This window comes from Saccharopolyspora phatthalungensis (assembly GCF_014203395.1).
GTDB classification, from domain to species: domain Bacteria; phylum Actinomycetota; class Actinomycetes; order Mycobacteriales; family Pseudonocardiaceae; genus Saccharopolyspora; species Saccharopolyspora phatthalungensis.
Window position 1 is genome coordinate 335,820 of the sequence record NZ_JACHIW010000002.1, and the last position, 19,183, is coordinate 355,002.

The 19,183-nt window shown below is 67.6% G+C and carries 22 protein-coding genes and 3 pseudogenes; 16 read left to right on the forward strand and 9 right to left on the reverse strand.

Features of this window, described 5'->3' with window-relative positions; genetic code table 11:
* Window positions 1-23: 23 nt before the first annotated feature.
* Together BJ970_RS28480 and pcm are read left to right on the forward strand one after the other, a co-directional pair.
* Window positions 24-956: an FG-GAP repeat domain-containing protein gene (locus tag BJ970_RS28480; RefSeq protein WP_246471875.1), complete on the forward strand. Its 933-nt coding sequence runs from the start codon at window positions 24-26 to the stop codon at window positions 954-956.
* Between the two features lie 180 nt (window positions 957-1,136).
* A complete protein-coding gene (gene pcm / locus BJ970_RS28485) occupies window positions 1,137-1,763 on the forward strand; it encodes a protein-L-isoaspartate O-methyltransferase (protein WP_184729972.1) in 627 nt (208 codons plus the stop codon).
* Window positions 1,764-1,881: 118 nt separating this feature from the next.
* Here pcm and BJ970_RS28490 read toward each other — a convergent pair whose 3' ends face one another.
* Entirely contained in the window at window positions 1,882-3,066 is a 1,185-nt protein-coding gene (locus BJ970_RS28490) for a tyrosine-type recombinase/integrase (RefSeq protein WP_184729973.1), read from the reverse strand.
* Window positions 3,067-3,543: 477 nt separating this feature from the next.
* Here BJ970_RS28490 and BJ970_RS28495 point away from each other — a divergent pair, with 477 nt between their 5' ends.
* The 3 genes from BJ970_RS28495 (at window position 3,544) to BJ970_RS28505 (ending at window position 6,435) form a co-directional block, all read left to right on the forward strand.
* A complete protein-coding gene (locus BJ970_RS28495) occupies window positions 3,544-4,308 on the forward strand; it encodes an ASCH domain-containing protein (RefSeq protein ID WP_184729974.1) in 765 nt (254 codons plus the stop codon).
* A gap of 579 nt (window positions 4,309-4,887) precedes the next feature.
* A complete protein-coding gene (locus BJ970_RS28500) occupies window positions 4,888-6,195 on the forward strand; it encodes a coiled-coil domain-containing protein (protein WP_184729975.1) in 1,308 nt (435 codons plus the stop codon).
* A gap of 6 nt (window positions 6,196-6,201) precedes the next feature.
* Window positions 6,202-6,435: a hypothetical protein gene (locus tag BJ970_RS28505; RefSeq protein ID WP_184729976.1), complete on the forward strand. Its 234-nt coding sequence runs from the start codon at window positions 6,202-6,204 to the stop codon at window positions 6,433-6,435.
* Between the two features lie 33 nt (window positions 6,436-6,468).
* On the opposite strand, the pseudogene BJ970_RS40375 reads toward BJ970_RS28505, so the two are convergent.
* Window positions 6,469-6,711: pseudogene (locus tag BJ970_RS40375) on the reverse strand (zinc finger domain-containing protein); the annotation flags it as partial.
* Window positions 6,712-6,730: 19 nt separating this feature from the next.
* Complete coding sequence (locus tag BJ970_RS28510) at window positions 6,731-7,363, reverse strand: TetR/AcrR family transcriptional regulator (RefSeq protein WP_184729977.1); 633 nt, start codon at window positions 7,361-7,363, stop codon at window positions 6,731-6,733.
* Window positions 7,364-7,460: 97 nt separating this feature from the next.
* On the opposite strand from BJ970_RS28510, the gene BJ970_RS28515 reads away from it, so the two are divergent.
* From BJ970_RS28515 to BJ970_RS28525, 3 genes are read left to right on the forward strand one after another with little or no spacing between them, the layout of a single operon-like run.
* On the forward strand, window positions 7,461-7,886 hold the full coding sequence (locus tag BJ970_RS28515; RefSeq protein WP_184729978.1) for a nuclear transport factor 2 family protein: 426 nt from the start codon (window positions 7,461-7,463) through the stop codon (window positions 7,884-7,886).
* The gene (locus tag BJ970_RS28520; protein ID WP_184729980.1) at window positions 7,883-8,731 is read left to right on the forward strand and encodes an NmrA family NAD(P)-binding protein; all 849 of its coding nucleotides are present in this window, start codon (window positions 7,883-7,885) and stop codon (window positions 8,729-8,731) included. The genes BJ970_RS28515 and BJ970_RS28520 overlap by 4 nt, the downstream gene beginning before the upstream one ends.
* Complete coding sequence (locus BJ970_RS28525) at window positions 8,719-9,921, forward strand: alpha/beta hydrolase family protein (RefSeq protein ID WP_184729982.1); 1,203 nt, start codon at window positions 8,719-8,721, stop codon at window positions 9,919-9,921. Before BJ970_RS28520 ends, BJ970_RS28525 begins: the two co-directional genes overlap by 13 nt.
* 86 nt (window positions 9,922-10,007) lie before the next feature.
* Here BJ970_RS28525 and BJ970_RS28530 read toward each other — a convergent pair.
* Both BJ970_RS28530 and BJ970_RS28535 read right to left on the reverse strand, forming a co-directional pair.
* Window positions 10,008-10,400, reverse strand: a pseudogene (locus tag BJ970_RS28530) (Tn3 family transposase); the annotation flags it as partial.
* Window positions 10,401-10,427: 27 nt separating this feature from the next.
* The gene (locus tag BJ970_RS28535) at window positions 10,428-10,646 is read right to left on the reverse strand and encodes a hypothetical protein (protein WP_246471876.1); all 219 of its coding nucleotides are present in this window, start codon (window positions 10,644-10,646) and stop codon (window positions 10,428-10,430) included.
* Window positions 10,647-10,745: 99 nt separating this feature from the next.
* Between BJ970_RS28535 and BJ970_RS38290 the strand changes: the two genes are divergently transcribed.
* From BJ970_RS38290 to BJ970_RS28555, 5 genes and pseudogenes are all read left to right on the forward strand, one after another.
* Complete coding sequence (locus BJ970_RS38290) at window positions 10,746-11,060, forward strand: hypothetical protein (RefSeq protein ID WP_246471877.1); 315 nt, start codon at window positions 10,746-10,748, stop codon at window positions 11,058-11,060.
* Between the two features lie 47 nt (window positions 11,061-11,107).
* On the forward strand, window positions 11,108-11,467 hold the full coding sequence (locus BJ970_RS38295) for a hypothetical protein (RefSeq protein ID WP_246471878.1): 360 nt from the start codon (window positions 11,108-11,110) through the stop codon (window positions 11,465-11,467).
* 355 nt (window positions 11,468-11,822) lie between these two features.
* A complete protein-coding gene (locus tag BJ970_RS28545) occupies window positions 11,823-12,380 on the forward strand; it encodes a DUF4158 domain-containing protein (RefSeq protein WP_184729984.1) in 558 nt (185 codons plus the stop codon).
* On the forward strand, window positions 12,370-12,816 hold the full coding sequence (locus tag BJ970_RS28550) for a nitroreductase family deazaflavin-dependent oxidoreductase (protein ID WP_184729986.1): 447 nt from the start codon (window positions 12,370-12,372) through the stop codon (window positions 12,814-12,816). Before BJ970_RS28545 ends, BJ970_RS28550 begins: the two co-directional genes overlap by 11 nt.
* Before the next feature lie 277 nt (window positions 12,817-13,093).
* A pseudogene (locus BJ970_RS28555) lies at window positions 13,094-13,399 on the forward strand (recombinase family protein); the annotation flags it as partial.
* On the opposite strand, the gene BJ970_RS28560 reads toward BJ970_RS28555, so the two are convergent.
* Complete coding sequence (locus BJ970_RS28560) at window positions 13,396-13,575, reverse strand: hypothetical protein (protein WP_184729988.1); 180 nt, start codon at window positions 13,573-13,575, stop codon at window positions 13,396-13,398. The pseudogene BJ970_RS28555 and the gene BJ970_RS28560 overlap by 4 nt on opposite strands.
* Window positions 13,576-14,133: 558 nt before the next feature.
* On the opposite strand from BJ970_RS28560, the gene rox reads away from it, so the two are divergent.
* Window positions 14,134-15,558 carry a rifampin monooxygenase gene (rox, locus tag BJ970_RS28565; RefSeq protein ID WP_221468445.1) on the forward strand — a complete coding sequence of 475 codons (1,425 nt, stop codon included), beginning with the start codon at window positions 14,134-14,136 and terminating at the stop codon, window positions 15,556-15,558.
* A 149-nt stretch (window positions 15,559-15,707) separates the two neighbouring features.
* On the opposite strand, the gene BJ970_RS28570 is transcribed toward rox, so the two are convergent.
* On the reverse strand, window positions 15,708-16,337 hold the full coding sequence (locus tag BJ970_RS28570; RefSeq protein WP_184729992.1) for a TetR/AcrR family transcriptional regulator: 630 nt from the start codon (window positions 16,335-16,337) through the stop codon (window positions 15,708-15,710).
* A 101-nt stretch (window positions 16,338-16,438) separates the two neighbouring features.
* Here BJ970_RS28570 and BJ970_RS28575 point away from each other — a divergent pair, with 101 nt between their 5' ends.
* Entirely contained in the window at window positions 16,439-16,588 is a 150-nt protein-coding gene (locus BJ970_RS28575) for a hypothetical protein (RefSeq protein ID WP_184729994.1), read from the forward strand.
* A 331-nt stretch (window positions 16,589-16,919) separates the two neighbouring features.
* The gene (locus BJ970_RS28580; RefSeq protein ID WP_184729996.1) at window positions 16,920-17,513 is read left to right on the forward strand and encodes a DUF308 domain-containing protein; all 594 of its coding nucleotides are present in this window, start codon (window positions 16,920-16,922) and stop codon (window positions 17,511-17,513) included.
* A gap of 58 nt (window positions 17,514-17,571) precedes the next feature.
* On the opposite strand, the gene BJ970_RS28585 is transcribed toward BJ970_RS28580, so the two are convergent.
* Window positions 17,572-18,033, reverse strand: a complete 462-nt coding sequence (locus BJ970_RS28585; RefSeq protein WP_221468299.1) for a RidA family protein — start codon at window positions 18,031-18,033, stop codon at window positions 17,572-17,574.
* On the reverse strand, window positions 18,030-19,178 hold the full coding sequence (locus BJ970_RS28590) for a M24 family metallopeptidase (RefSeq protein WP_184729998.1): 1,149 nt from the start codon (window positions 19,176-19,178) through the stop codon (window positions 18,030-18,032). The genes BJ970_RS28585 and BJ970_RS28590 overlap by 4 nt, the downstream gene beginning before the upstream one ends.
* Between the last annotated feature and the right edge of the window lie 5 nt (window positions 19,179-19,183).

The window sequence follows — 19,183 nt, forward strand, 5'->3', positions numbered from 1 at the left end:
TATAAATACGATCGGGAGAACACATGCGATCTGCTGAGCTGCCAAAATCCATGCTCGGAAGGAAAATCGGCGTCGCACTCGCGGCGACTGCGGCAGCACTCGCGTTCACCGTCGCGCCTGCCCAGGCCGCTGCGGGCAACGCGGACCTGCTGTGGCACAACTCGAGGACCGGCGACGTGGGCGCTTGGCTCACCGACGGTCACGGCACGGTGCTCGGGGACAACAGGCTGTCCTGGAAGTGCGGGCCCGACTGCGCGAACCAGTGGCGCGTGGTCGGCGGCGGTGACTTCAACAACGACTTCACCTCCGACGTGCTGTGGCACAACGCCACGACGGGCGAGCTGTCCGCGTGGATCCTCGACGGCAAGGGCACCGTCACGAAGGCGTTGAGCCTCGACTGGAGGTGCGGCCCCGAGTGCGCGAACCAGTGGAAGGCCGTCGCCATCGGCGACTTCAACGCCGACAACAAGTCGGACATCGTGTGGCACAACGCCACCACCGGCGAGGTGGGGACGTGGCTGCTCGACGGCAAGGGGCACGTGACCGGCAACCCGAACCTGTCCTGGAAGTGCGGCCCCGAGTGCGCGAACCAGTGGAAGGCCGTCGGTGCCGGTGACATCAATGAGGACAACCTCGACGATCTGTTGTGGCACAACGCCACCACCGGTGAGGTGTCGGCGTGGCTCACCAACGGCAAGCAGACGGTGACCGGTGACCTGAAGCTGTCCTGGAAGTGCGGGCCCGACTGCGCGAACCAGTGGAAGATCGTCGGTGTCAACGACTTCAACAACGACTTCAAGAACGACGTGGTGTGGCACAACGCCACCACGGGTGAGGTCGCGACGTGGACGTTGAACGGCAAGGGCGCCGTGACCGGTGACCCGCGCCTGTCTTGGAAATGCGGCCCCGACTGCGCGAACGACTGGAAGGCCGTCGCCACCGGCAACTTCGGCTGACCCTGACGGACCCGGCGCTTCCCCCGCTACGGCTGGGGGAAGCGCCGGGTCCGTACCGGATCAGCTCGGACCGCCGCCGAGTGCTGCTGAAAACCGCTCGGCAACGTGAGCGCTCGGGCGGCGGGCCGGCTGTTGTCGTGGGCGTGGCCAGGCACCGATGATGCTGGTGGAGGCAGGTCGATGCATCCCGCTGGGCCCGAGGATCTCGTGCGCGCGGCTCGACGCGTAGGCGTGTTCGACGAACGCGTGCTCGCCGCATTGCGTACAACGATGCGAGAAGCATTCCTGCCGCTGGAGGATCTTCGCGCCGTCTACGACGACGCCCCGCTGGCGATCGGCCACGGACAGGTCACCACGCAGCCTTCGCTGTCGGCACGGATGTTGGAGGGCCTAGCGCTCACCGGCGGCGAGCACGTCTTGGAGATCGGCACCGGGGCAGGGTTCCAGACCGCGCTGCTGGCTCGGCTGGCCGGCGACGTGGTCAGTATTGAGTGGTGGCCCGACCTGTCCGAGCAGGCCGGGCGTGTTCTGGCGACCGAGGGCGTGGACAACGTCGAGCTGGTCGTGGGCGATGGCCGCCGAGGGGTGCCCGAGCGCGCCCCGTTTGACGCGGTCTTGGTTTCCGCCGCTGCGCTGGAAGTACCCGTGCCGCTGGTCGAGCAGCTGCGCTGGGGTGGACGCCTGGTGCAGCCCATCGGTGCCGGAGGTAATGAGCGGGTCATGCTGTTCGAGCGGACCGAATCGGGTTTGCGTCGCATCGATGTCCTTGCGTTGGCTCGGTTCGTGCGGATGCGTGGCCGCGCCTAGTCCCTGGTTTCCATCCCCGGATATCGGTTTCCGTCCCGGATATCAATGATCAAGGTATGCCCTTGATGGTTTCGGGCGGCTCGGGGTGGGTTGGGTAGCGACACCATAAGGGGGCTGTCTAGCCAGGAATGGTGGGCGATAGCCAGCCGCGATGCAGGGCCGGGGACAGTTCGTGCGTGGCGGAGTTGGCGAGGTTGTTGGCGTCGTGCAGGTAGCCCTCGGTGGTGGTCAGGGCGGCGTGGCCCAGGTCGCGTTGGACCTGGCGAGGTTCGGCGCCGCGGTCGATGGCGTGGGTGGCGTAGGAGTGCCGCGCGGAGTGAGGGTGGATGGTCTCGCGCAGCGGGGCGAGGTGGGTGGCGATGAAGGCGGCCGACTCGGTGGTCAGCAGGTCGCGGAGCCAGCGGGCCCGGGGCGGCGAGTCCGGGGTGAAGGTGGCGCACAGCCGGCGTAGCAGGGCCTGGACGTGGGAGACGTGCACGCGGGCTCCGGTGCTGGTCAGGAACAGGGGTTCTCGGGTGGGGATTGCGTTCTGGCCGGGCAGGGCCGGGACCGTGGGCAGCACGCGGTCGGCGAGATAGGACTCCAGCGCGTCGGCGACCGGTGCGGCCAGGGCCACCCGGCGGTCCTTGGCGCCCTTGCCGTGCACCCGCAATGATCCGGGGCCGCCGGGGGTCGGGCGATGGTAGTCGGCGAGGTTGACGCCCACCAGTTCCTCCGCGCGCACCCCGGTGCCGATCAGGACCTCGATCATGGCACGGTCGCGGCGGCCGTTGCGGCTGCGGTCGGCGAGCAGGTAGGCGGCCAGCAGCAGGGCGCGGCAGGCCTCGAACGACCACATCGCGGTGGTCGAGGGAGTGCCGCCGGCGCGGTTGAGGTGCTGGGCGGCACGGTCGACCAGGGCGGCGGGGTTGTGGTCGCTGAGCCCTTCCCGCATCAGGTACTTGCGGTAGAAGGCCGATACGGCCGAGAGCATCCGGGCCCGGGTTGCGTCGCGGTAGCCGGCGCGGGCGAGGTCCTCCAGCCAGCGTTCGACGTGCTCGACGCGGATCTCGGCGAAGGAGGTGAACCCGTTGCGCAGGCACCAGGCCAGCCATTCCAGCCCGGTGGGCTCACTCCGGCGGGCCCGCCCACGGCGGCGCTGCGGGTCCGCCGGGCGGTAGCCGGGCACCCACTCAAGGGGAATGCCGAGGTCGGTGGCGTAGGCCAGCCGGGTGTTCAGCGAGGCGTAGATGCGCAGGAATTCCGCGAATCGTTCCTGTGTGGTCTTTTCCGCCTTCTCCAGCCGGGCCACGTCCGTGGTCATGAGCGACTCCTCGCCTCCGTTTCCATCCGGGTCGTCGTCCCCCTTCTCGCGGGGAGCCTCCGCAGGGAGGCCAGGTCCGGTTCAGCGAGTAGCACCAGAACCGGTCGCCTGCGCGTATTTTGCCGCCACCGGTGTGGGGGCAGAGAACCAGACCCGCTATATCCCCTTCCAGGCCCCGGATTCCCGAAGCCGTCCCGACTCGCAAAGTCGAAGACCAGTGAGGAACGTGTCCTGCGCCGACATGGTGTTGCACGTTTCGGTAGACCGTCGTGCGGGAGACGGTGAACGGCTCAGCGAAGTCGGCGATGGTGTATTCGACGGTGCCGTGCATGGGCGGTGAGGTCTTGTTCGCCGGTGGAGCAGCGGGCGTAGCGTGATCGTTTCGCTATGAGGTGCGCGGGTTCGTTTAACCCCCGAAAACCGGATCCGGAAATTATTCGGCTGCGCCGTCGCCTAATCGGTTCTTACGATGCCGAAGTGATCACTGATTTTGAGACGAACTTGGTCCAGGCCGCCGTTGACCTCATCGACCGCTGTCAGGGCAACGACAATCATTCCGTCGCTGCGGCCGCGCTTGACTCCGCAGGACGCATTCACACCGGACTGAACGTGTACCACTTTACCAGGGGGCCTTGTGCCGAACTCGTTGTGCTCGGACAAGCAGCCGCGAGCTCAGATCAGCTTCCGCTGACTACGATCGTTGCCGCGCTCGATGGTGGCCGGGGTGTCATACCGCCTTGCGGGCGGTGCCGCCAAGTATTGTTCGACTACTTCCCCGGCATCCGTGTGATCGTCAACAGCAGGAACGGATTGACGTCGGTTCCGATCATCGACCTGCTGCCGTATGTGTTTGACGAGCGCTCGCTGGAACCTGGGGCCGGGGTGCAGAAGGTCTACTTCCACCCGGCCTACCTTGCTGCCGTCCGTGCTGGAACCAAGACCAGCACTATCCGATTCCAAGATCCTGTTCGCCTTGGTCCGGCTGAGCTCGTTTTCGAAACCGACGACGGTGACGTCACCGTCAGGGCCGAGGTGACCATCCTCGAGGAGAAGGCCATCCGCGATCTCTCGGACACTGATGCGGTCCGGGATGGATTCGCCGACCGACACGAGCTCCTCGCCACGCTCGAGCAGCACTACCCAGGGATCGCCTCAGACGCGAACGTGACCCTCGTGCACTTCGTGCACCCTGACAGTTCTGCAGACTTCTCGGAGGGCACGCCGACCTGCTCGGCGACATAGCCCGCCGCCTGCGGCGGAATCTGCTCGGCATAGCGCGGAAACCGCGCCTCGACCTCGAAGTAACGTCAGCAACAACACGAACCCGAGCAGAATCGGCCCGGTCTTGTCGCCCAGCCCGCACCGACCAGTGTCCACGACCGCACCAGCTCATCCGGCTGCCACTCACGCTGCATCGGCGAACTCTCTCGATCACTGACCACGCCCTTGATCGGAGCACCCCGCTACCTTGCGGCTCGAAACAGCTTCAGGAGTCCAGGGCCTTCCCACGTTGCGACTCAAGTTTTTAGTCACCGTGACGAAATCGTCTTGCGCTTGGGGAGCCTCGGGTTCGCGAGGCGTGTTCGGTTCCGCGCATCCCCAGGATCGGCACCAGGGTCAGCCCCAGGCTTCTGGGCGGCTCCCGCAAGGGTTTACGGCCGGGCCCTGCCACGAAACTATATCGATAATTCTCCTTATCCATAGGAATTCGACTAACCTCGTGTCGTTGGCATAGTTTCAATTTTGGAACTGGAACCTCGTGTTAGAGTTTCATAACTGAAACTCAATCGAAGGCAAATTCGCAGGTCAGGGAGATAACGAGTGTCAGACGATGTGGCCGATCGGCACGCCGACACGCCAGAGCCGACCACCGGGAGCGCTGAACTCGCCCCTCCCCCGCGTCGAGGCAGCCGGGAAGAACGGCGGGAGGACACCCTGCGCGCTTTGGCAGCCGGCGAGGACGCCCGTTGCGCCTACTGCGGCGAGGCGCTGCCGCCCCTGCCACCTCGAGGAGGCCGGCCAACCCCGTACTGCCCCGCCGATCCACAGCGCTACGGCCAGTGGGGCGCCAAGACCATCACCTGCGCGATGCTCGACGAGCACCGCGAAATCTGGGTGCGGACGTATGGGCCCGATCAGCCCATGACCCACCTCGACGTGCACACCCTCGACCAGAGGCTGACCGCGCTGTCGGCCGTGCTCGACCCGGTGCGCCACGAGGTCGCCGCCCTGCAGAGCCACACCACCGGCGAACTGGCCACCGCGCTGGAGGCCCGTGACACCGCCGAGACCGCACGCCGCCAAGCCGTGGAGGCAGCGCGAGCCGCGGAAGCGGCGCGGGAGGAGGCGATCGCCGACGCTGAGAGCGCCCGCGCCGAAGCCGACACCGCTCGCGCCGAGAAGGCCACCGCCGCAGAGCAGGCGAGTCAGGCAGCCGCCGAGCGAGATCAAGCCAACGCCGAGCGCGACCAGGCGCAACAAGAGGCCGAAGCCGCCCGTACCGACCGCCAGCACGCCCTGGACCGGGTCAGCGCCGCCCACGAGCGCATCACGGAACTACAAAGCGAACTAGCCAGTGAGCGCGCAGCCGCACTCGAGCGGCTCGATCAGTTGCGCCGCGAGGAGGACCAGACCCGCCAAACGCTGCGCACCACCCTCACCCAGGAATGCGAACAACGCCTACGCGACCAGAGCGAGGAAATCGCCCAGCAACTCCGGGACACCCACACCACCGCTGACCAGCGCATCGCGGAACTGACCGGCCAACTGACCGCATCGACGCGCAGCTACGCCGCCAGCCTGGCCCCGCTGCACGACGAACTGAGCGCGCTGCGAGGTGATCTGGCCGCACAGACAACTGCCGCGACAGCGGCCCATCGCCAACTCGGCGGCCTGCGCGATGCCCTGGCCGAAACTCTGGCCGCTACCACGGGCAACGACGAGATCCGGGAGCGGCTTCTGGCAATCCTCGATCACAGCACGGCGCAGAAGACGTCCCCCGAAGGCCCCGAGCGCGGCCGCACGCCGCAAGCCGAGCCGGTGGGACTGCAACGAAATCAGCCGAAAACCTCCGGCGACGCACGCGCCCAACCATGCGAGCCTTACGCCTCGCCGTATTCGGCGGGGTGACGATGCATGGCGACGGGACCAGATCTTCTCCGAGAACACCCGCGTGCACTGGGCCTGGGCGAGTGCGTCGAGCTGGCTCTGCAGCTCCTGGGTAGCACTGCTGCGACGGGCGTAGCCGATCCGGATCGGCCCGTCGGTGCCGCTGTCGTCCGGCTCGGCCACGGGGACCAGGTGCCCGGGCACCCAGGGTTTGCCGGGCCTGCGGTCGGCGGGGACCGCGACGGCGAGCTCGTCGCGTAGCCTGGGCACGAGCATGAACCGGGCGGTGTGGTACTTCGCCGCGACCTTGCCCGCCCGAGTCCGGCAGGGACTGCCCGCCGGCACCTGGCACTTGGGGCACGGGTGGTGACGCTCGACCGCGTTGGCGGCGGCCTGCTCGGGGGTCAGCGCTCCATCTCCGGGTTCTCGCAGAACTGATTCGCACAACCTTAAGGTTTTGAGAGATGTTGTGCGAATCGTGACCAGCGGGTTCCCGGTGCGGATCGGCCGGTTCGCGGATCTCGCACAATTGACCATTTGGGAGAGGCCTCGCTGATCAAGGACTCGCCCGATCCTCGATCACTCCTCGGCGGTCAACCACTTGCAGTGGGCCGGAGGCCAGGACTCTGGTGACGAAGTTCGCCAACTGTGCCCGCATTCTTTCCCGCGGAATGCGCTCTTCTCCGGCCAGGTGCTCGACGAGGTCGGCTCGTGTGGCGGCGAGCAGGGCGTGGGCGGTGAAGCCGCTGTCGGTCAGGCCGGGGATCTGCTCCAGTACGGCTTGGAGCAGGCCGTGCCACCGCACGTAATGCTCGGCCTGGTATGGGCTGCTGCTCCCGCTTTCCTCCAGGGCCAGCGCGAGGCGGCGGTTGTCGAGTTTGAAGCACAGGACGGCGTCGAGCAGGGCGGGTACGCGCTGGTGTGGTGGCGTGGCGGGCCCCAAGGGTGACGGGCCGGCTTCGACAGCGTCCCTGATCGGTTCGAGTCGTGCCTCGTACAGCGCACGGAGCAGCCCAGCGCGGTCACCGAAGGCCCGGAAGAGTGTGGCCTTGCCGACGCCGGCCGCTACTGCGACGTCGGCCATGGTGACGTCGTCGGGGCTCTGGCTACGTGCGAAGAGGGCGTCGGCGGCCGCGAGGACGGCCTCCCGGTTGCGGGCGGCGTCCTTGCGTGGCTTGCGCTCGGGCATGCGGTTCCTCCACTTGCAAAACGGACCCGGGGTCCGTATCGTTGAAACGGACCCCGGGTCCGGATTATATGAGATGTCTACGAGATGGAGGAACCCCATGTCCGCACCGACTTCTCCGGCGGATCTCTACCGCCACAGTCTGAGGCTGTTACTGGACAAGAACATCGCCGACTGGGTGGGCCTCTGGGACGAGGACGGCATCATGGAGTTCCCCTTCGCCCCTCCGGGCTGGCCCGAGCGGCTGGAGGGCAAGGAGACCATCGCCGCCTATATGCGTCACTACCCCGATCACATCGATCTGCACGACTTCCCTGACCTGCGGATCCACCAGACCACTGATCCGGGGACCATCGTGGTCGAGATGCGCGGCGTCGGTCGTCTCGTGGAGACCGACGCTCCCTTCGACATGACCTACATCGCTGTCGTCACGGTTCAGCACGGGCGCATCGCCTCCTACCGTGACTACTGGAACCCCCTCGCCGTCCTCGAACCCGGCACCGACTTCACCGGGAGCAGCCGATGACCACCACCGGCACCACTCTGGTCATCGGCGCCACCGGCACCACCGGCAGCCGCACCACAGCACAGCTGACGGCCGCCGGTCACCGTGTCAAAGCGGCCAGCCGTCAAGCCACCCCGTTCCCCGGAGCCGAGCCGGTCCACTTCGACTGGTACGACCCGGCCACCCACACTGCCGCCCTCGACGGCGTCGACCGCGTCTACCTCATACCGCCCGTGGGCGAGTCCGACCCGGCGGCCGTCATGCTGCCTTTCCTCCAGCGGGCCCGCACCGGGGGCGTGCATCGCGCGGTGCTGCTGAGCTCCTCGGCCATACCCGAGGGCGGCCCTGCGGTGGGAACGGTGCACCAGGCCCTGCCCGATCTGTTCGAGCAGTGGGCGGTGCTGCGGCCCTCGTGGTTCATGCAGAACTTCACCGGCACACACGCGCACGCGCACAGCATCCGTGAAGACGGCATCATCTGGACCGCGACCGATAACGGCCGGGTCGGCTTCATCGACGCCGAGGACATCGCCGCCGTCGCCGTCCACGCCCTGACCGACCGGACAGCCCCCAACACCGACCTCGTCCTCACCGGACCCGAGGCACTGAGCTACGACGACGTCGCCGCGATCGTCACCGAGGTCACCGGTCGGCCTGTGGCCCACCGCCGTCTGTCCTACGAGCAGTTGCGCGATCGCCTCACGGCGCTGGTCCCGGTGGAGTTCGCCGCCATGCTGGCCGGCATGGACCGTGCCATCGCCGAAGGGGCGGAGGACCGCGTCACTGACACCGTCCAGCGCCTCACAGGTCGGCCCCCGCGCACCTTCCGAGCCCTCGTTGAGAGGGAGACGCAATGCAGCAGTTGATGTTCCAGGACGATCGGCAGTTCTGGTTCGAGACCCTGCGCAATCTCGGCCTGGCCGTCTACGGTGGCTCGGACGTCGGTGAGGTCGTCGCAACCGCCTCCCAGGTCACCTCCGGCGACTACGACGGCTGGCACGACGCCTGGCTGTCCACCGCCAACCGTTTGGAGGTGGAAGCCCGCGCAAGCCACCCTGTCAGCGCGCGGGACGGGCTGCTGCGGGCTTCCACCTACTACCGGGCGGCCGAGTTCTTCCTGCATGGCAATCCTGACGACCCGCGCATCGACCACGCCTACCAGCGCGGTGTCGCCTGCTTCCGTGATGCCATCGCCCACATCCCGGGTATCACTCCCGTGGAGATCCCATATGAGGACACCGTGTTGCACGGCTACTTCTATCGGGCGGCGGGAGAGGGTCCGAAGCCGACGCTGATGATGCACAACGGGTTCGACGGTGCTGCCGAAGAGCTGCACTTCTTCGGCGCCGTCGGCGGACAGGAACGCGGCTACCACGTCCTGACCTTCGACGGCCCCGGGCAGCCCGCGGCCATCCACCGGAACGGTCTGACCTTTCGACCGGACTGGGAGAATGTGGTCGGCCCCGTCCTGGACTTCCTCACCCAGCACCCGGGCGTCGACCCCGCCCGCATCGCGCTGCTCGGCGTCAGTCTCGGCGGCTACCTGGCGCCTCGCGCGGCAGCCTATGAGCGGCGCCTCGCAGCTGTCATCGCCCTCGACGGTGTCTTCGACGCCGTCTCCGCCCTGACCGCACACCTCCCGCTGCCGCACGACGAGGTGGTTCGGCGCGCGGCAGCCGAGGACGACGGGGAACTGGACCGAATCATCGCCGACGCTTGTGCGCAGAGCCCGACCCTGAACTGGGCCTGCGACCATGGCCGCTACGTCACGGGGACCTCGACCGACAGGGCATTCCTGGCCGAGTACGCCCGCTACAACTTCGACGACGGAAGCGCGGAGAAGATCACCTGCCCCGTCCTGGTATGCGAAGCAGCCGCCGACCTGTTCTACTCCGCCACCGAGGAGCCCGATCCGCGCAAGCTGTACCAGCACATCACAGCACCGAAGAAGCTCCTGACCTTCACCGAGGAGGAAGGCGGCGACGCTCACTGCCACCCCGGTGCTCTTCGCTTGGCGGTGGCGCGCATCTTCGACTGGCTCGACGACACGATCTGACGCCTAGACCTTCCGCCCCTTGTTCAGGGTGCCGCCCCGGATACCCGGTCCCCTGCCTGCTGGCACGGGCAGCGTCACGACCAGTTCTAAGCGATCTCCTCCTCGTCAGGTTCGGACGGGTCGCGCAGTGGGCGTAGTCCGCCGACGAGTTCCGGGGCCAGGAACGAGTAGCGGCCGAGGACGTTGATGTGGTGGCGCACAAAGGGTGAGAGGCGGGCGGCGTCTTCGTCGCCGACCTCGTAGCCACCGGCTCGGAGCTCGGCGATCGCGGCGTCCAGATAGCGGCTGTTGAACAGCACGATCGCGTTGAGAACCAGGCCGAGGGCGCCGAGCTGGTCTTCCATGCCTTCGTAGTAGCGCTGCCGCAGTTCGCCGCGCTGGCCGTGGAAGATCCGCCGGGCCAGCGCGTGGCGGCCTTCCTGAAGGTTGGCCTGGGCTTTGATGTCGCGGCGGTAGCCGGTGTCGTCGACCAGGCGCAGCATTCTGTGGAATCTGATTTGTCAAGTTCATCCCTGTTTGCCGTGGACCACGGTAATGATCGGCAGTAGGGTCGCGGTCGCTGGAACGCCGATCTCACGTGGGGTGGCCCCGGCTGGTGTAGGAACGTCGACGAGTCGTTCCAGGAGCTGGTACAGCGCGACCTGGCCCTCGTCGACTGCCGCTCGTTCGTCGTCAGAAAGCGGGATGTTCGCCAGCATCCGCTGGAGATTGTCCTTGGCCTCCAACAACTGTCCTTTGCTTGACGCCTTCGGCGTATAGAAGTCGCAGCGCGCACAGGCCATCCGATGTGGACACTGCTCGAAGAACGTGTAGGTGCAGTAGCCGTGGCCGAGATCGCGACCAGCGCCTCGGCGAGCTCCGAGCGGGGCACCACGGCCTCGATCTCAGCCCACACCTGCGCCAGGCTCACCGACTCGACCACATCACCGGCTTCGGCGGCCTGCTCGGCCAAGTCGTCGTGCGCGCCGGTGACCTCCCACAACACCCCGAACGCGGCGACCAGTTTCGCTGACGCCTTCCCGAGTTTGGGCAGGGTGCGCAGCTTCTCCTTGGCCGACTCCCGCTCCGCACGGGCCAGCAGTTTTGAGGAGATCAGCACATCCAGCAGGTCCAGGGCGTCGTCGACCGCACGGGTTTGAAGGTAAACCACGGTGGCCAGCAGCGTCGCCAACCGCCGCGAGTCCCCATGACGACGCAAGAAGCTGGCCTTGCCCTGCACGCCGTAGCGGGACAACTCGGCCAACCGCCGCGGCGGCACCACCACCTCGGTGTCGACCTCGGCGAACCCCAGCCCCAGGATCTCCGCGGCCCGCTGCAACGCGTCGACCATCGCCGGCCCCGACACCCGCACCGGCGGCCGACGCAGCTGATCCAACCGCGAATTCCGTTGCCCCTCCGGCACCTCCAACAACCCGTCAAGGGCGGCGCGCTGCTCGTCGTCAAGCAGCTGGTGCAGCGTCTCCCACAACCGCTGACTTGCCGCCTCCCGCCGCGAGGACTCCACCAGACTCCGGTCGACGTCGTCGAGAAAGAAGAACCGCTCTAACTCGACCCGGGACAACGACTCGGGCAACCGGCTGTAGGCCGTGGCCTGCTGATCGGACAGGAACTCAACGGGCAACGCAGTGCCTCCTGCTGCTTACACCGCCCACCGTGGCGGCACCGCGGCGTACCTCAGCAGCGCAACCAAGGTCAACTCGCAAACCGGCAGGTCACGGCTTAGCGCCAGTCTTCGTTCCGATGTTCCTCAACACCCGGGATGGCCGGTGCCTGCCTGGAGCCCGCAACAAGCGATCGTCATGATGGGGTGCCGTTAACGACCGTGTCGCCAGCCCCAAATGCGGGTGATCTTTGATCGTTTGTCCAGGTTGATCTGAGGTTGTCCGGCACGATGGGAGTCCATGGGGCGGCAGCCGGTGGGCATGGACGAGCTGGTGGAGCACTGGACGGTGCTCGATGACGAGGCGGACCTGGTCGCGGGGAAACGTGGCGGGACGCGGTTGGGCTTCGCGCTGCTGCTGAAGTTCTACACCCGGCACGGTCGGTTTCCACGGGGGCGGGGGGACTTCCCGGCCGAGGTGGTGGAGTTCGTCGCCCGGCGGATAAATGTGCCGGCTGCCGAGTTCGAGTCCTACCAATGGAGCGGCAGCACGATCGAGTACCACCGTGCCCAGATCCGCGAGCATCTGGGCTTTCGGGTGTGTTCGGTGCAGGACGCGGAGAAGCTGACGGCCTGGCTGGCCGGCAGCGTCGCGCATGCCGAGCGGAACGCGGACCGGGTGCGCGATGAACTGCTGAAGCGGTGCCGGGAGGAGTTCGTCGAACCTCCGGCACCGGATCGGGTCATCCGCATGGTCCGCACTCGGGGCAGGGTGCTCGGACCAGGTCACTTGCGATGGAACGGTTGGACTGCGCGGCATAATCCGCAAGCGACGACGGGGGGCCACCATGCCTCTTGAGGGCGAGTACGGGCCGAGTCCGGCTCGGTGGATACGCGAACAGGTCGAGCTGTACGAGAGTTCGGGCGGCACGCGGGGGACGACGCTTTGGGACACGGGCCTGCCCGTCGTCATTCTCACCACGCGCGGTGCGCGGAGCGGCAGGCTTCGTAAGATCCCGCTGATGCGCGTGGAGCACGAGGGACGGTATGCGGCCGTGGCCTCGAAGGGTGGCTTCCCGCGTCATCCGGACTGGTACTTCAACGTCAGGTCCGACCCGCACGTGGAACTCCGGGACGGCGCCGTATGCCAGGACATGACGGCCCGTGAGGTTACCGGGGACGAGAGGGCCGAGTGGTGGGAGCGCGCGGTCGCCGCGTATCCGACATACGCGGAATACCAGGAGGAGACCGACCGCGTGATCCCCGTCTTCGTGCTGGACCCGTGTGCGTGGTAGGGCCGGACAGTCTCACGAGCGCCTGCCCCCGGCATGCGAACAGAAGAAGGCCCGGTGAGGCAGGGGCAAGGTCTCGTGAGACGGGACAGGCGGGCACCACCCGGCCCACCCCGAGGGAGGCCAAGAGGCGAATGGTCGACCGGATCTCTCTGCGGCACTCCACCGACAAGCAGACCGACGCGCGCCAGCGCCACGCCCTCGCCCCGCTGCTGGCCGCCGGCGCCCCACCTACGAAGACCCGGCCACCTTCCACCGCCGGCTCTCCCTTGACCGCACCGGCTTCACCAGGCTCCTGGACGAAGCCGTCGTCGGCGACACCATCCGCATCGCCGACGCCGCGCGCCTCTTCCGTTCCGTCGCCGACAACCTCGCCCTGCGTCCGGTGCTGATCCGCCGAGGTCTGCACCTGCGCGTCGAGTCCGGACTGCTGGCCGGCATCGATCTCGCATCCGATGTCCCCGGCACCAAGATGATGGTCTCCGTCCTCGCCGCCGTGCTGGAGTTCCAGCGCGACATGATCAGCGAGAACACCCGCGAAGGCGTCGCCGCCGCCGAAGCCGCCGGGTCGGTGCGGCTGGGTTAGCCGGTGGGGTCGAGGTTGAGGCCGAGCTCGATGCAGGTGGCGAGTTGGTGGGCCCAGGGCCAGGTTTCGGGGACGCGGATCTTGCGTGTGCGTTGGCCGCGGAGGGCAGAGTCCTGTGGCTGCTCGGGCTCGGTATGGCCGCTTGCAACCTCACGGGTGCCCGACTTGGCGTCCACTACGCGCTCCAGCGCGGAAGTCGATTCATTCGGATCGTCTTGCTGTGCGTCGTCATCGCGCTGGTCGTCAAGCTCGCCTACGACCAGTTCGCGTGGTGGCCACGAGCGAACCTCATCAGGGCAGCGCCTTTCGAGATCCGGTCCGCCTCGGGGCAGCCAGGGTCAGACCGTCGGCCGTGACCAGCCGGGCCGCCACGCCGGATTCGCCCTGCAACCGCACGGGCCCGTTTTGGAGTCGTGATCACGTGGCTGGGAAAGGATTGGACGGGGTGATGCTCGGGCTTGTAGCTTGCAGTGGACCGTGACACCGCCCGAGGAGGTGAGACCCATGAACGCTGTATCGCTGTGGGTGCTGCCCCTTCCGGTCACGGTCGGGCGATTGACGTAGGTGTCGCCGGGAGCGCCTCGACAACAAGGCACTCCCGAAAGGCAACACCTATGGACTCTCCGCAGTTCACCGCCGAGCCGTCGTCGAACGATACGGTCGAGCGCGACTTCACCGTGGGCGAGGGCCCCGGACTCCGGACGCCGGCCTCCGGCGCTGATCGCGCGCCCCTCATGTTCGACGTGATCATTGCCGGGTGCGGGCCGACTGGTGCGATGCTGGCCGCCGAACTGCGGCTGCACGATGTGCGGGTACTCGTTCTGGAGAAGGAAACCGAGCCCGTGTCGTTCGTCCGCATAGTCGGTCTGCATATTCGCAGTATCGAGCTGATGGCAATGCGCGGACTGCTGGATCGCATTCTCGAACGCGGAAGAAAGCGTCCGGCCGGTGGATTCTTTGCCGCCATCACCAAACCCGCGCCCAAGGGCCTGGATTCCGCGCACGCCTATGTGCTGGGCATCCCGCAGCCGGTCATCGTTCACCTGCTCGAAGAGCATGCGATCCAACTGGGTGCGCAGGTCCGGCGCGGATGTGCGGTGGCGGATTTCGAGCAGGACGACGAGGGTGTGACCGTCGAGCTGGCCGACGGCGAACAGCTGCGTTCGCGCTATCTCGTCGGCTGTGACGGCGGGCGTAGTACGGTGCGCAAACTGCTCGGCGTCGGCTTCCCCGGCGAGCCCTCGCGGACCGAGACGTTGATGGGCGAGATGGAAGTGGGTGTGCCGCAGGAGGAGATCGCCGCCAAGGTGACCGAAATCCACGAGACCAACAAGATTTTCAGTCTCAGGCCTTTCAGCGAAGGGGTCTATCGCGTCGTAGTCCCCGTCGCGGGAGTCAGCGATCGCGCGGTACCGCCCACCCTCGAGGATTTCAAACAACAGCTGCGCACCGTCGCCGGAACCGATTTCGGCGTGCACTCCCCGCGCTGGTTGTCCCGCTTCGGGGATGCCACCCGGCTAGCCGAACGTTATCGGGTCGGGCGGGTGCTGCTGGCGGGCGATGCGGCACACGTCCATCCACCCACCGGCGGCCAGGGCCTCAACCTGGGCGTTGGGGACGCATTCAACCTCGGCTGGAAACTGGCCGCACAGATCCGCGGCTGGGCACCGGAAACACTGCTGGACACCTACCAGGCCGAACGTCATCCGGTCGCCGAGGACGTGCTGCACAACACCCGCGCCCAGATGGAACTGCTGTCCACCGAACCGGGCCCGCAGGCCGTGCGCAGGCTGCTCACCGAACTGATGGACTTCGACGAGGTGAACCGCTATCTGATCGAGAAGATCACCGCGATCGGTATCCGCTACGACTTCGGCGCAGGCCCCGACCTGCTCGGCCGCCGCCTGCGCGACATCGACGTGAAACAGGGCCACCTCTACGGTCTGCTGCATCGCGGCCGCGGCCTGCTGCTGGACCGCACCGAACGCCTGACCGTCGGCGGCTGGTCAGACCGGGTCGATTACCTCGCGGATTCCACTGCGGTGCTGGATGTTCCGTGCGTCCTGCTACGCCCCGACGGCCACGTCGCCTGGATCGGCGACGATCAGCAGGACCTGGACGACCACCTCTCCCGCTGGTTCGGCAAGCCCGCCAACTGATTTCGCCTGAGCAACCGAAAAGGCCCGTGAGGAAGAGGTTCTGGCGCACATTTCGCCCGCGCACAGCGAGTACATCAACTTCTTCGGTGCGATCGAGGTGGATATCGACCCGCTTTGTGTTGCTTCGTGGCCCGATGCTGTGCGGGTGCTCAGTGAAGGAGGGTGAGCAGGCCCTCGACGCCGCGGTGGAACGCGGCGCCGACGCTCTCGACGCCGTCGAGGTGGGCGCCGGTCACGGCGCCGTCGCGCATCATGACGAAGTGCCGTGCGGCGTGCTCTGGTTTGCCGCGCCGCGGTGAGTCCCCGAAGACCTGCGCAAACAGCTTCGTGAGCGTGGTCACGTACCAGGCTCGGTGATCGAGGACCACTTGGCGCACCGGGTCGTTGGGGTCGGGGTACTCGTTTGCGGCGTTGAGAAAGGCACACCCGCGGAACTCTGGTTTGGCCAGGTCGTCGGCAACGGCGGTGCCGATCGTGCGCAGCGCGTCGGCCGGCGACGGCGCGGCTTCGATGATGGCCTGCGCGTCGGCGCGGATGTGGGCGTCGACGCCGCGCAGGTAGGCGAGTACGAGGTCTTCTTTCGAGGGGAAGTGCCGGTAGAACGTCGCTCGCGTGGCTGGGGCCTCGGCGAGGATCCGCTCGACCCCGACCGCCCGGATCCCCTCGCGGTAGAACAGCGCGCTGGCCGTGGACAACAGCCGTTCTCGGGCCTCGGACCGCCCCTGCCTCCCCGAGCTGCTGTTCGGGCTGTCGGGCGCGGAGCGGATCGGTGTCGCCATGAACCGACCGTAACAGAAAGAACGATCGGTCTTGCAATCGCCGGCGATGTCTGCCAAGCTCGGCGCTGCAAGAGAGAACAGTCTTTCTACCTGGAGGCATCATGTCGAGCCGAGACGCGACCTGCCGGTGGCAGGGCGACCTGCTGCGCGTCTCGGTCGAGGTCACCCTGGGGCCGGCCACGGGCGGGGGCTTCGAGATCAGCGGGATGGCGGGTACCACGATCGCCCTCGACGCCGCCCTGACCCCGTGAACGCCGACCACCCGCACCACGCGCCGAGGGTCCTGGGGGACCCGCGAGTCGAGGAGCAGCGCGGGCAATTCGCCCTCGCTCGCCCACCTCGAGGAGAACGTCGCGGCCGCCACGCCTGCGGTTGACCGACGACCAGGTCGCGAGACTCACCGCAACAGCCCACCCGGCCGCCGCGGCCGACAACCAGGCATAGAGGGACGCGCACTCCATTCTCACGGTTGTCTCGGCGCTCACGGTTGTCTGGGCGCTTGAGAAGACCGCTTCCACATTCGGCTCGACGCAGCCTCCTTTCCCATGGGCACTGATCCACCTCGAATGAAGGGAATCTGGCATGACCACCACCCCGGCTGCGACCGGTGTCGCAGCGACACTTCGGCGGCTCTACTTCGTGCGTTTCGGGTTCGCCCTCGTCTGGGCGGTCCTGCTGTTCCTGACCGCGTCGAGCATCAGCCTGCTGACCGCGGCGCTGCTCGTGCTGTACCCGGTGTTCGACGTGGCCGCCGCCGTCGTCGATGCCCGCTCCGCGCGGGTCAACGTGGCCGGCGGGTCCGCGAACGGGTCCGCCGCGGGTCTCTACGTCAACATCGCGATCAGCACCCTCGCCGCCGTCGGACTCGCCGTCGCCCTCACCTCCGGCATCCCAGCCGTCCTGCGAGTCTGGGGGGCATGGGCCGTCGTGGCCGGCATTGTGCAGCTCGTCGTGGCCATCCGGCGGCGCCGACTGGGGGGACAGTGGGCGATGATCGCCAGCGGGGCCATCTCCGTGCTGGCCGGCGTGTCGTTCTTCCTCATGGCGTCGAGCGCAGGAGCTTCTTTGGCCAACGTGGCCGGCTACGCCCTGCTCGGCGGCGTCTTCTTCCTCGTCTCCGCGCTGCGCCTCGGACGGAACGCCAGCCAGAGCACCGGGTGGGAGGAACTGACATGACCGACCCGCGCCCGGGAATCCGCCTGACCACGCCCTCGGCGTGCGATGTCGGTGGAAATCAAGCGTGGTGATTTTCACCGACATCGCCGGAGACCGCGAAGATCGCGGAGACTTCGACCGGTGCCCCGGAAGGCAGGCTGTGCACCCCGATCGCGGCACGTGCCGCGGGAGGTCCGCCAAGGTGCGCGGCGACGCGCTCGCTGGCACCGTCGGCCACCGCCGTGTGTTCGGTGAAGTCCGCAGTGGTGGCCAGGTACACGGTCAGCGACACGGCTTCGGCCAGGCCGACCCCCGCGTTCTCCGCGGCGTGGTGGGCGGCGGCGATCGCCCGCTGCGCGGCGAGCGCGGCGAGTTCCTTGCCCTGCTTGAGATCCAGATCCGCACCCAGCCGCCCCGCGGCGACCAGGCGAGAACCGTTCCTGGGGGTCATGCCGGCGGTGAACACCAGGCCACCGGCCACTCGGGCCGTGGCGTAGTCACCCGCCGGTTCCGGGGCCTCGGGCATCGTCGCCGCACTCACAGCTGCGGGCCGATCTGGCAGGACGTCAGCACCTCGTGCCCGTCCTCGGTCACCAGCACCGTCGCCGACAGGCCGATTCCGGCCACTCCGGAGATCCGCAGCGTCGGAACGACGTGCACGACCATGCCGGGCTCGAAGGTGCGCTCCTCGGTCTCCTTCAACGACAAGATGTGCCCTTCGCCCCAGTCGGGGGCGAAGGCGATGCCGACCGAGTAGCCGCTGCGCTTGCGGTAGGTGTGCGCCAGAGCGGCCTCGGCGATGACCTCCTTGCAGATCTGGTGCGCGGCGGCGGGCGAACCACCGGGACGCACTTCGGCCAGTGTCGCGGCCCGGGCATCGGCGCACGCGCCGGCCATCGCCGCGGCTTGGCCGGATAGTTCCCCGGTCCACACGGTGTGCATGAGAGGCGCGTTGTACCGGCCGACGGTCGCCGACATTTCCAGCAAGACCGGCTCGTTCGCGCCGATCACCCGGTCGCTCCAGCTCGCGTGGATCGTTCCGGCTCGCGGCCCGGAGGCCACGAACGGCTCCATGCCGAAGTACTCCGAGCCGGTCTTGATCAGCCCGCTGAACGCCGCGGCCGCGACTTCGCGCTCGCTGGCTCCGGGCACCGCGGCCCGCGCGGCTGCGGCCATGCCCGCGTTCGTGCTGGCAGCGGCGGCGCGGATCTGCTCGATCTCTGCCGCGGACTTGATCAACCGTTGTCCGGCCAGGGTGTCGTCGACGTGCACGATGCGTGCGCCGGTGGCTTCGAGCTTGCCGGTCAGCTGCGCGAAAAGCGCCGGTGGGAAGAACCAGGACCGGGCCTCGACACCGACGGCGCGGGCGTTGGGCGCCATCTCCGCGAGCAGGTCGACGGTGGCCTGCACCGGGTCGGCGGTGTCGGGATAACCGACGATGTGTTCCAGGTGGGTGGTTTCCCCGGCGTTGACGGTTTCCGTTTCGCGGCTGAGCACCGCGACGTCACCGGCCGCCGTCACGACCAGGCACTGGTAGGTGTAGTAGCCGGGGGTTGCGTGACCGCTGAGGTAGCAGACGTTCTCCGGGGTGTGGACCACGGCGGCGTCGAGTTCGTGTTCCCGCAGCGCCTTGCGGAGCGTGCTCACGCGGGCGTGGTATTCCTCGGCGGTGAAAATCGGGGGCATGTCCT

Excerpts from the sequence above, each read along its gene's own strand:
- BJ970_RS28510 (WP_184729977.1), bottom strand. The coding sequence starts at position 7,363 with ATGCCCGAGCGCAAGCCACGCAAGGACGCCGCCCGCAACCGGGAGGCC.
- BJ970_RS28490 (WP_184729973.1), bottom strand. The coding sequence starts at position 3,066 with ATGACCACGGACGTGGCCCGGCTGGAGAAGGCGGAAAAGACCACACAG.
- BJ970_RS28480 (WP_246471875.1), top strand. The coding sequence starts at position 24 with ATGCGATCTGCTGAGCTGCCAAAATCCATGCTCGGAAGGAAAATCGGC.
- BJ970_RS28525 (WP_184729982.1), top strand. The coding sequence starts at position 8,719 with ATGCAGCAGTTGATGTTCCAGGACGATCGGCAGTTCTGGTTCGAGACC.
- BJ970_RS38295 (WP_246471878.1), top strand. The coding sequence starts at position 11,108 with ATGACGACGCAAGAAGCTGGCCTTGCCCTGCACGCCGTAGCGGGACAA.
- BJ970_RS28515 (WP_184729978.1), top strand. The coding sequence starts at position 7,461 with ATGTCCGCACCGACTTCTCCGGCGGATCTCTACCGCCACAGTCTGAGG.
- BJ970_RS28570 (WP_184729992.1), bottom strand. The coding sequence starts at position 16,337 with ATGGCGACACCGATCCGCTCCGCGCCCGACAGCCCGAACAGCAGCTCG.
- BJ970_RS28520 (WP_184729980.1), top strand. The coding sequence starts at position 7,883 with ATGACCACCACCGGCACCACTCTGGTCATCGGCGCCACCGGCACCACC.
- BJ970_RS28580 (WP_184729996.1), top strand. The coding sequence starts at position 16,920 with ATGACCACCACCCCGGCTGCGACCGGTGTCGCAGCGACACTTCGGCGG.
- BJ970_RS28545 (WP_184729984.1), top strand. The coding sequence starts at position 11,823 with ATGGGGCGGCAGCCGGTGGGCATGGACGAGCTGGTGGAGCACTGGACG.
- rox (WP_221468445.1), top strand. The coding sequence starts at position 14,134 with ATGTTCGACGTGATCATTGCCGGGTGCGGGCCGACTGGTGCGATGCTG.
- BJ970_RS28550 (WP_184729986.1), top strand. The coding sequence starts at position 12,370 with ATGCCTCTTGAGGGCGAGTACGGGCCGAGTCCGGCTCGGTGGATACGC.
- BJ970_RS28590 (WP_184729998.1), bottom strand. The coding sequence starts at position 19,178 with ATGCCCCCGATTTTCACCGCCGAGGAATACCACGCCCGCGTGAGCACG.
- BJ970_RS28575 (WP_184729994.1), top strand. The coding sequence starts at position 16,439 with ATGTCGAGCCGAGACGCGACCTGCCGGTGGCAGGGCGACCTGCTGCGC.
- BJ970_RS28505 (WP_184729976.1), top strand. The coding sequence starts at position 6,202 with ATGGCGACGGGACCAGATCTTCTCCGAGAACACCCGCGTGCACTGGGC.
- pcm (WP_184729972.1), top strand. The coding sequence starts at position 1,137 with ATGCATCCCGCTGGGCCCGAGGATCTCGTGCGCGCGGCTCGACGCGTA.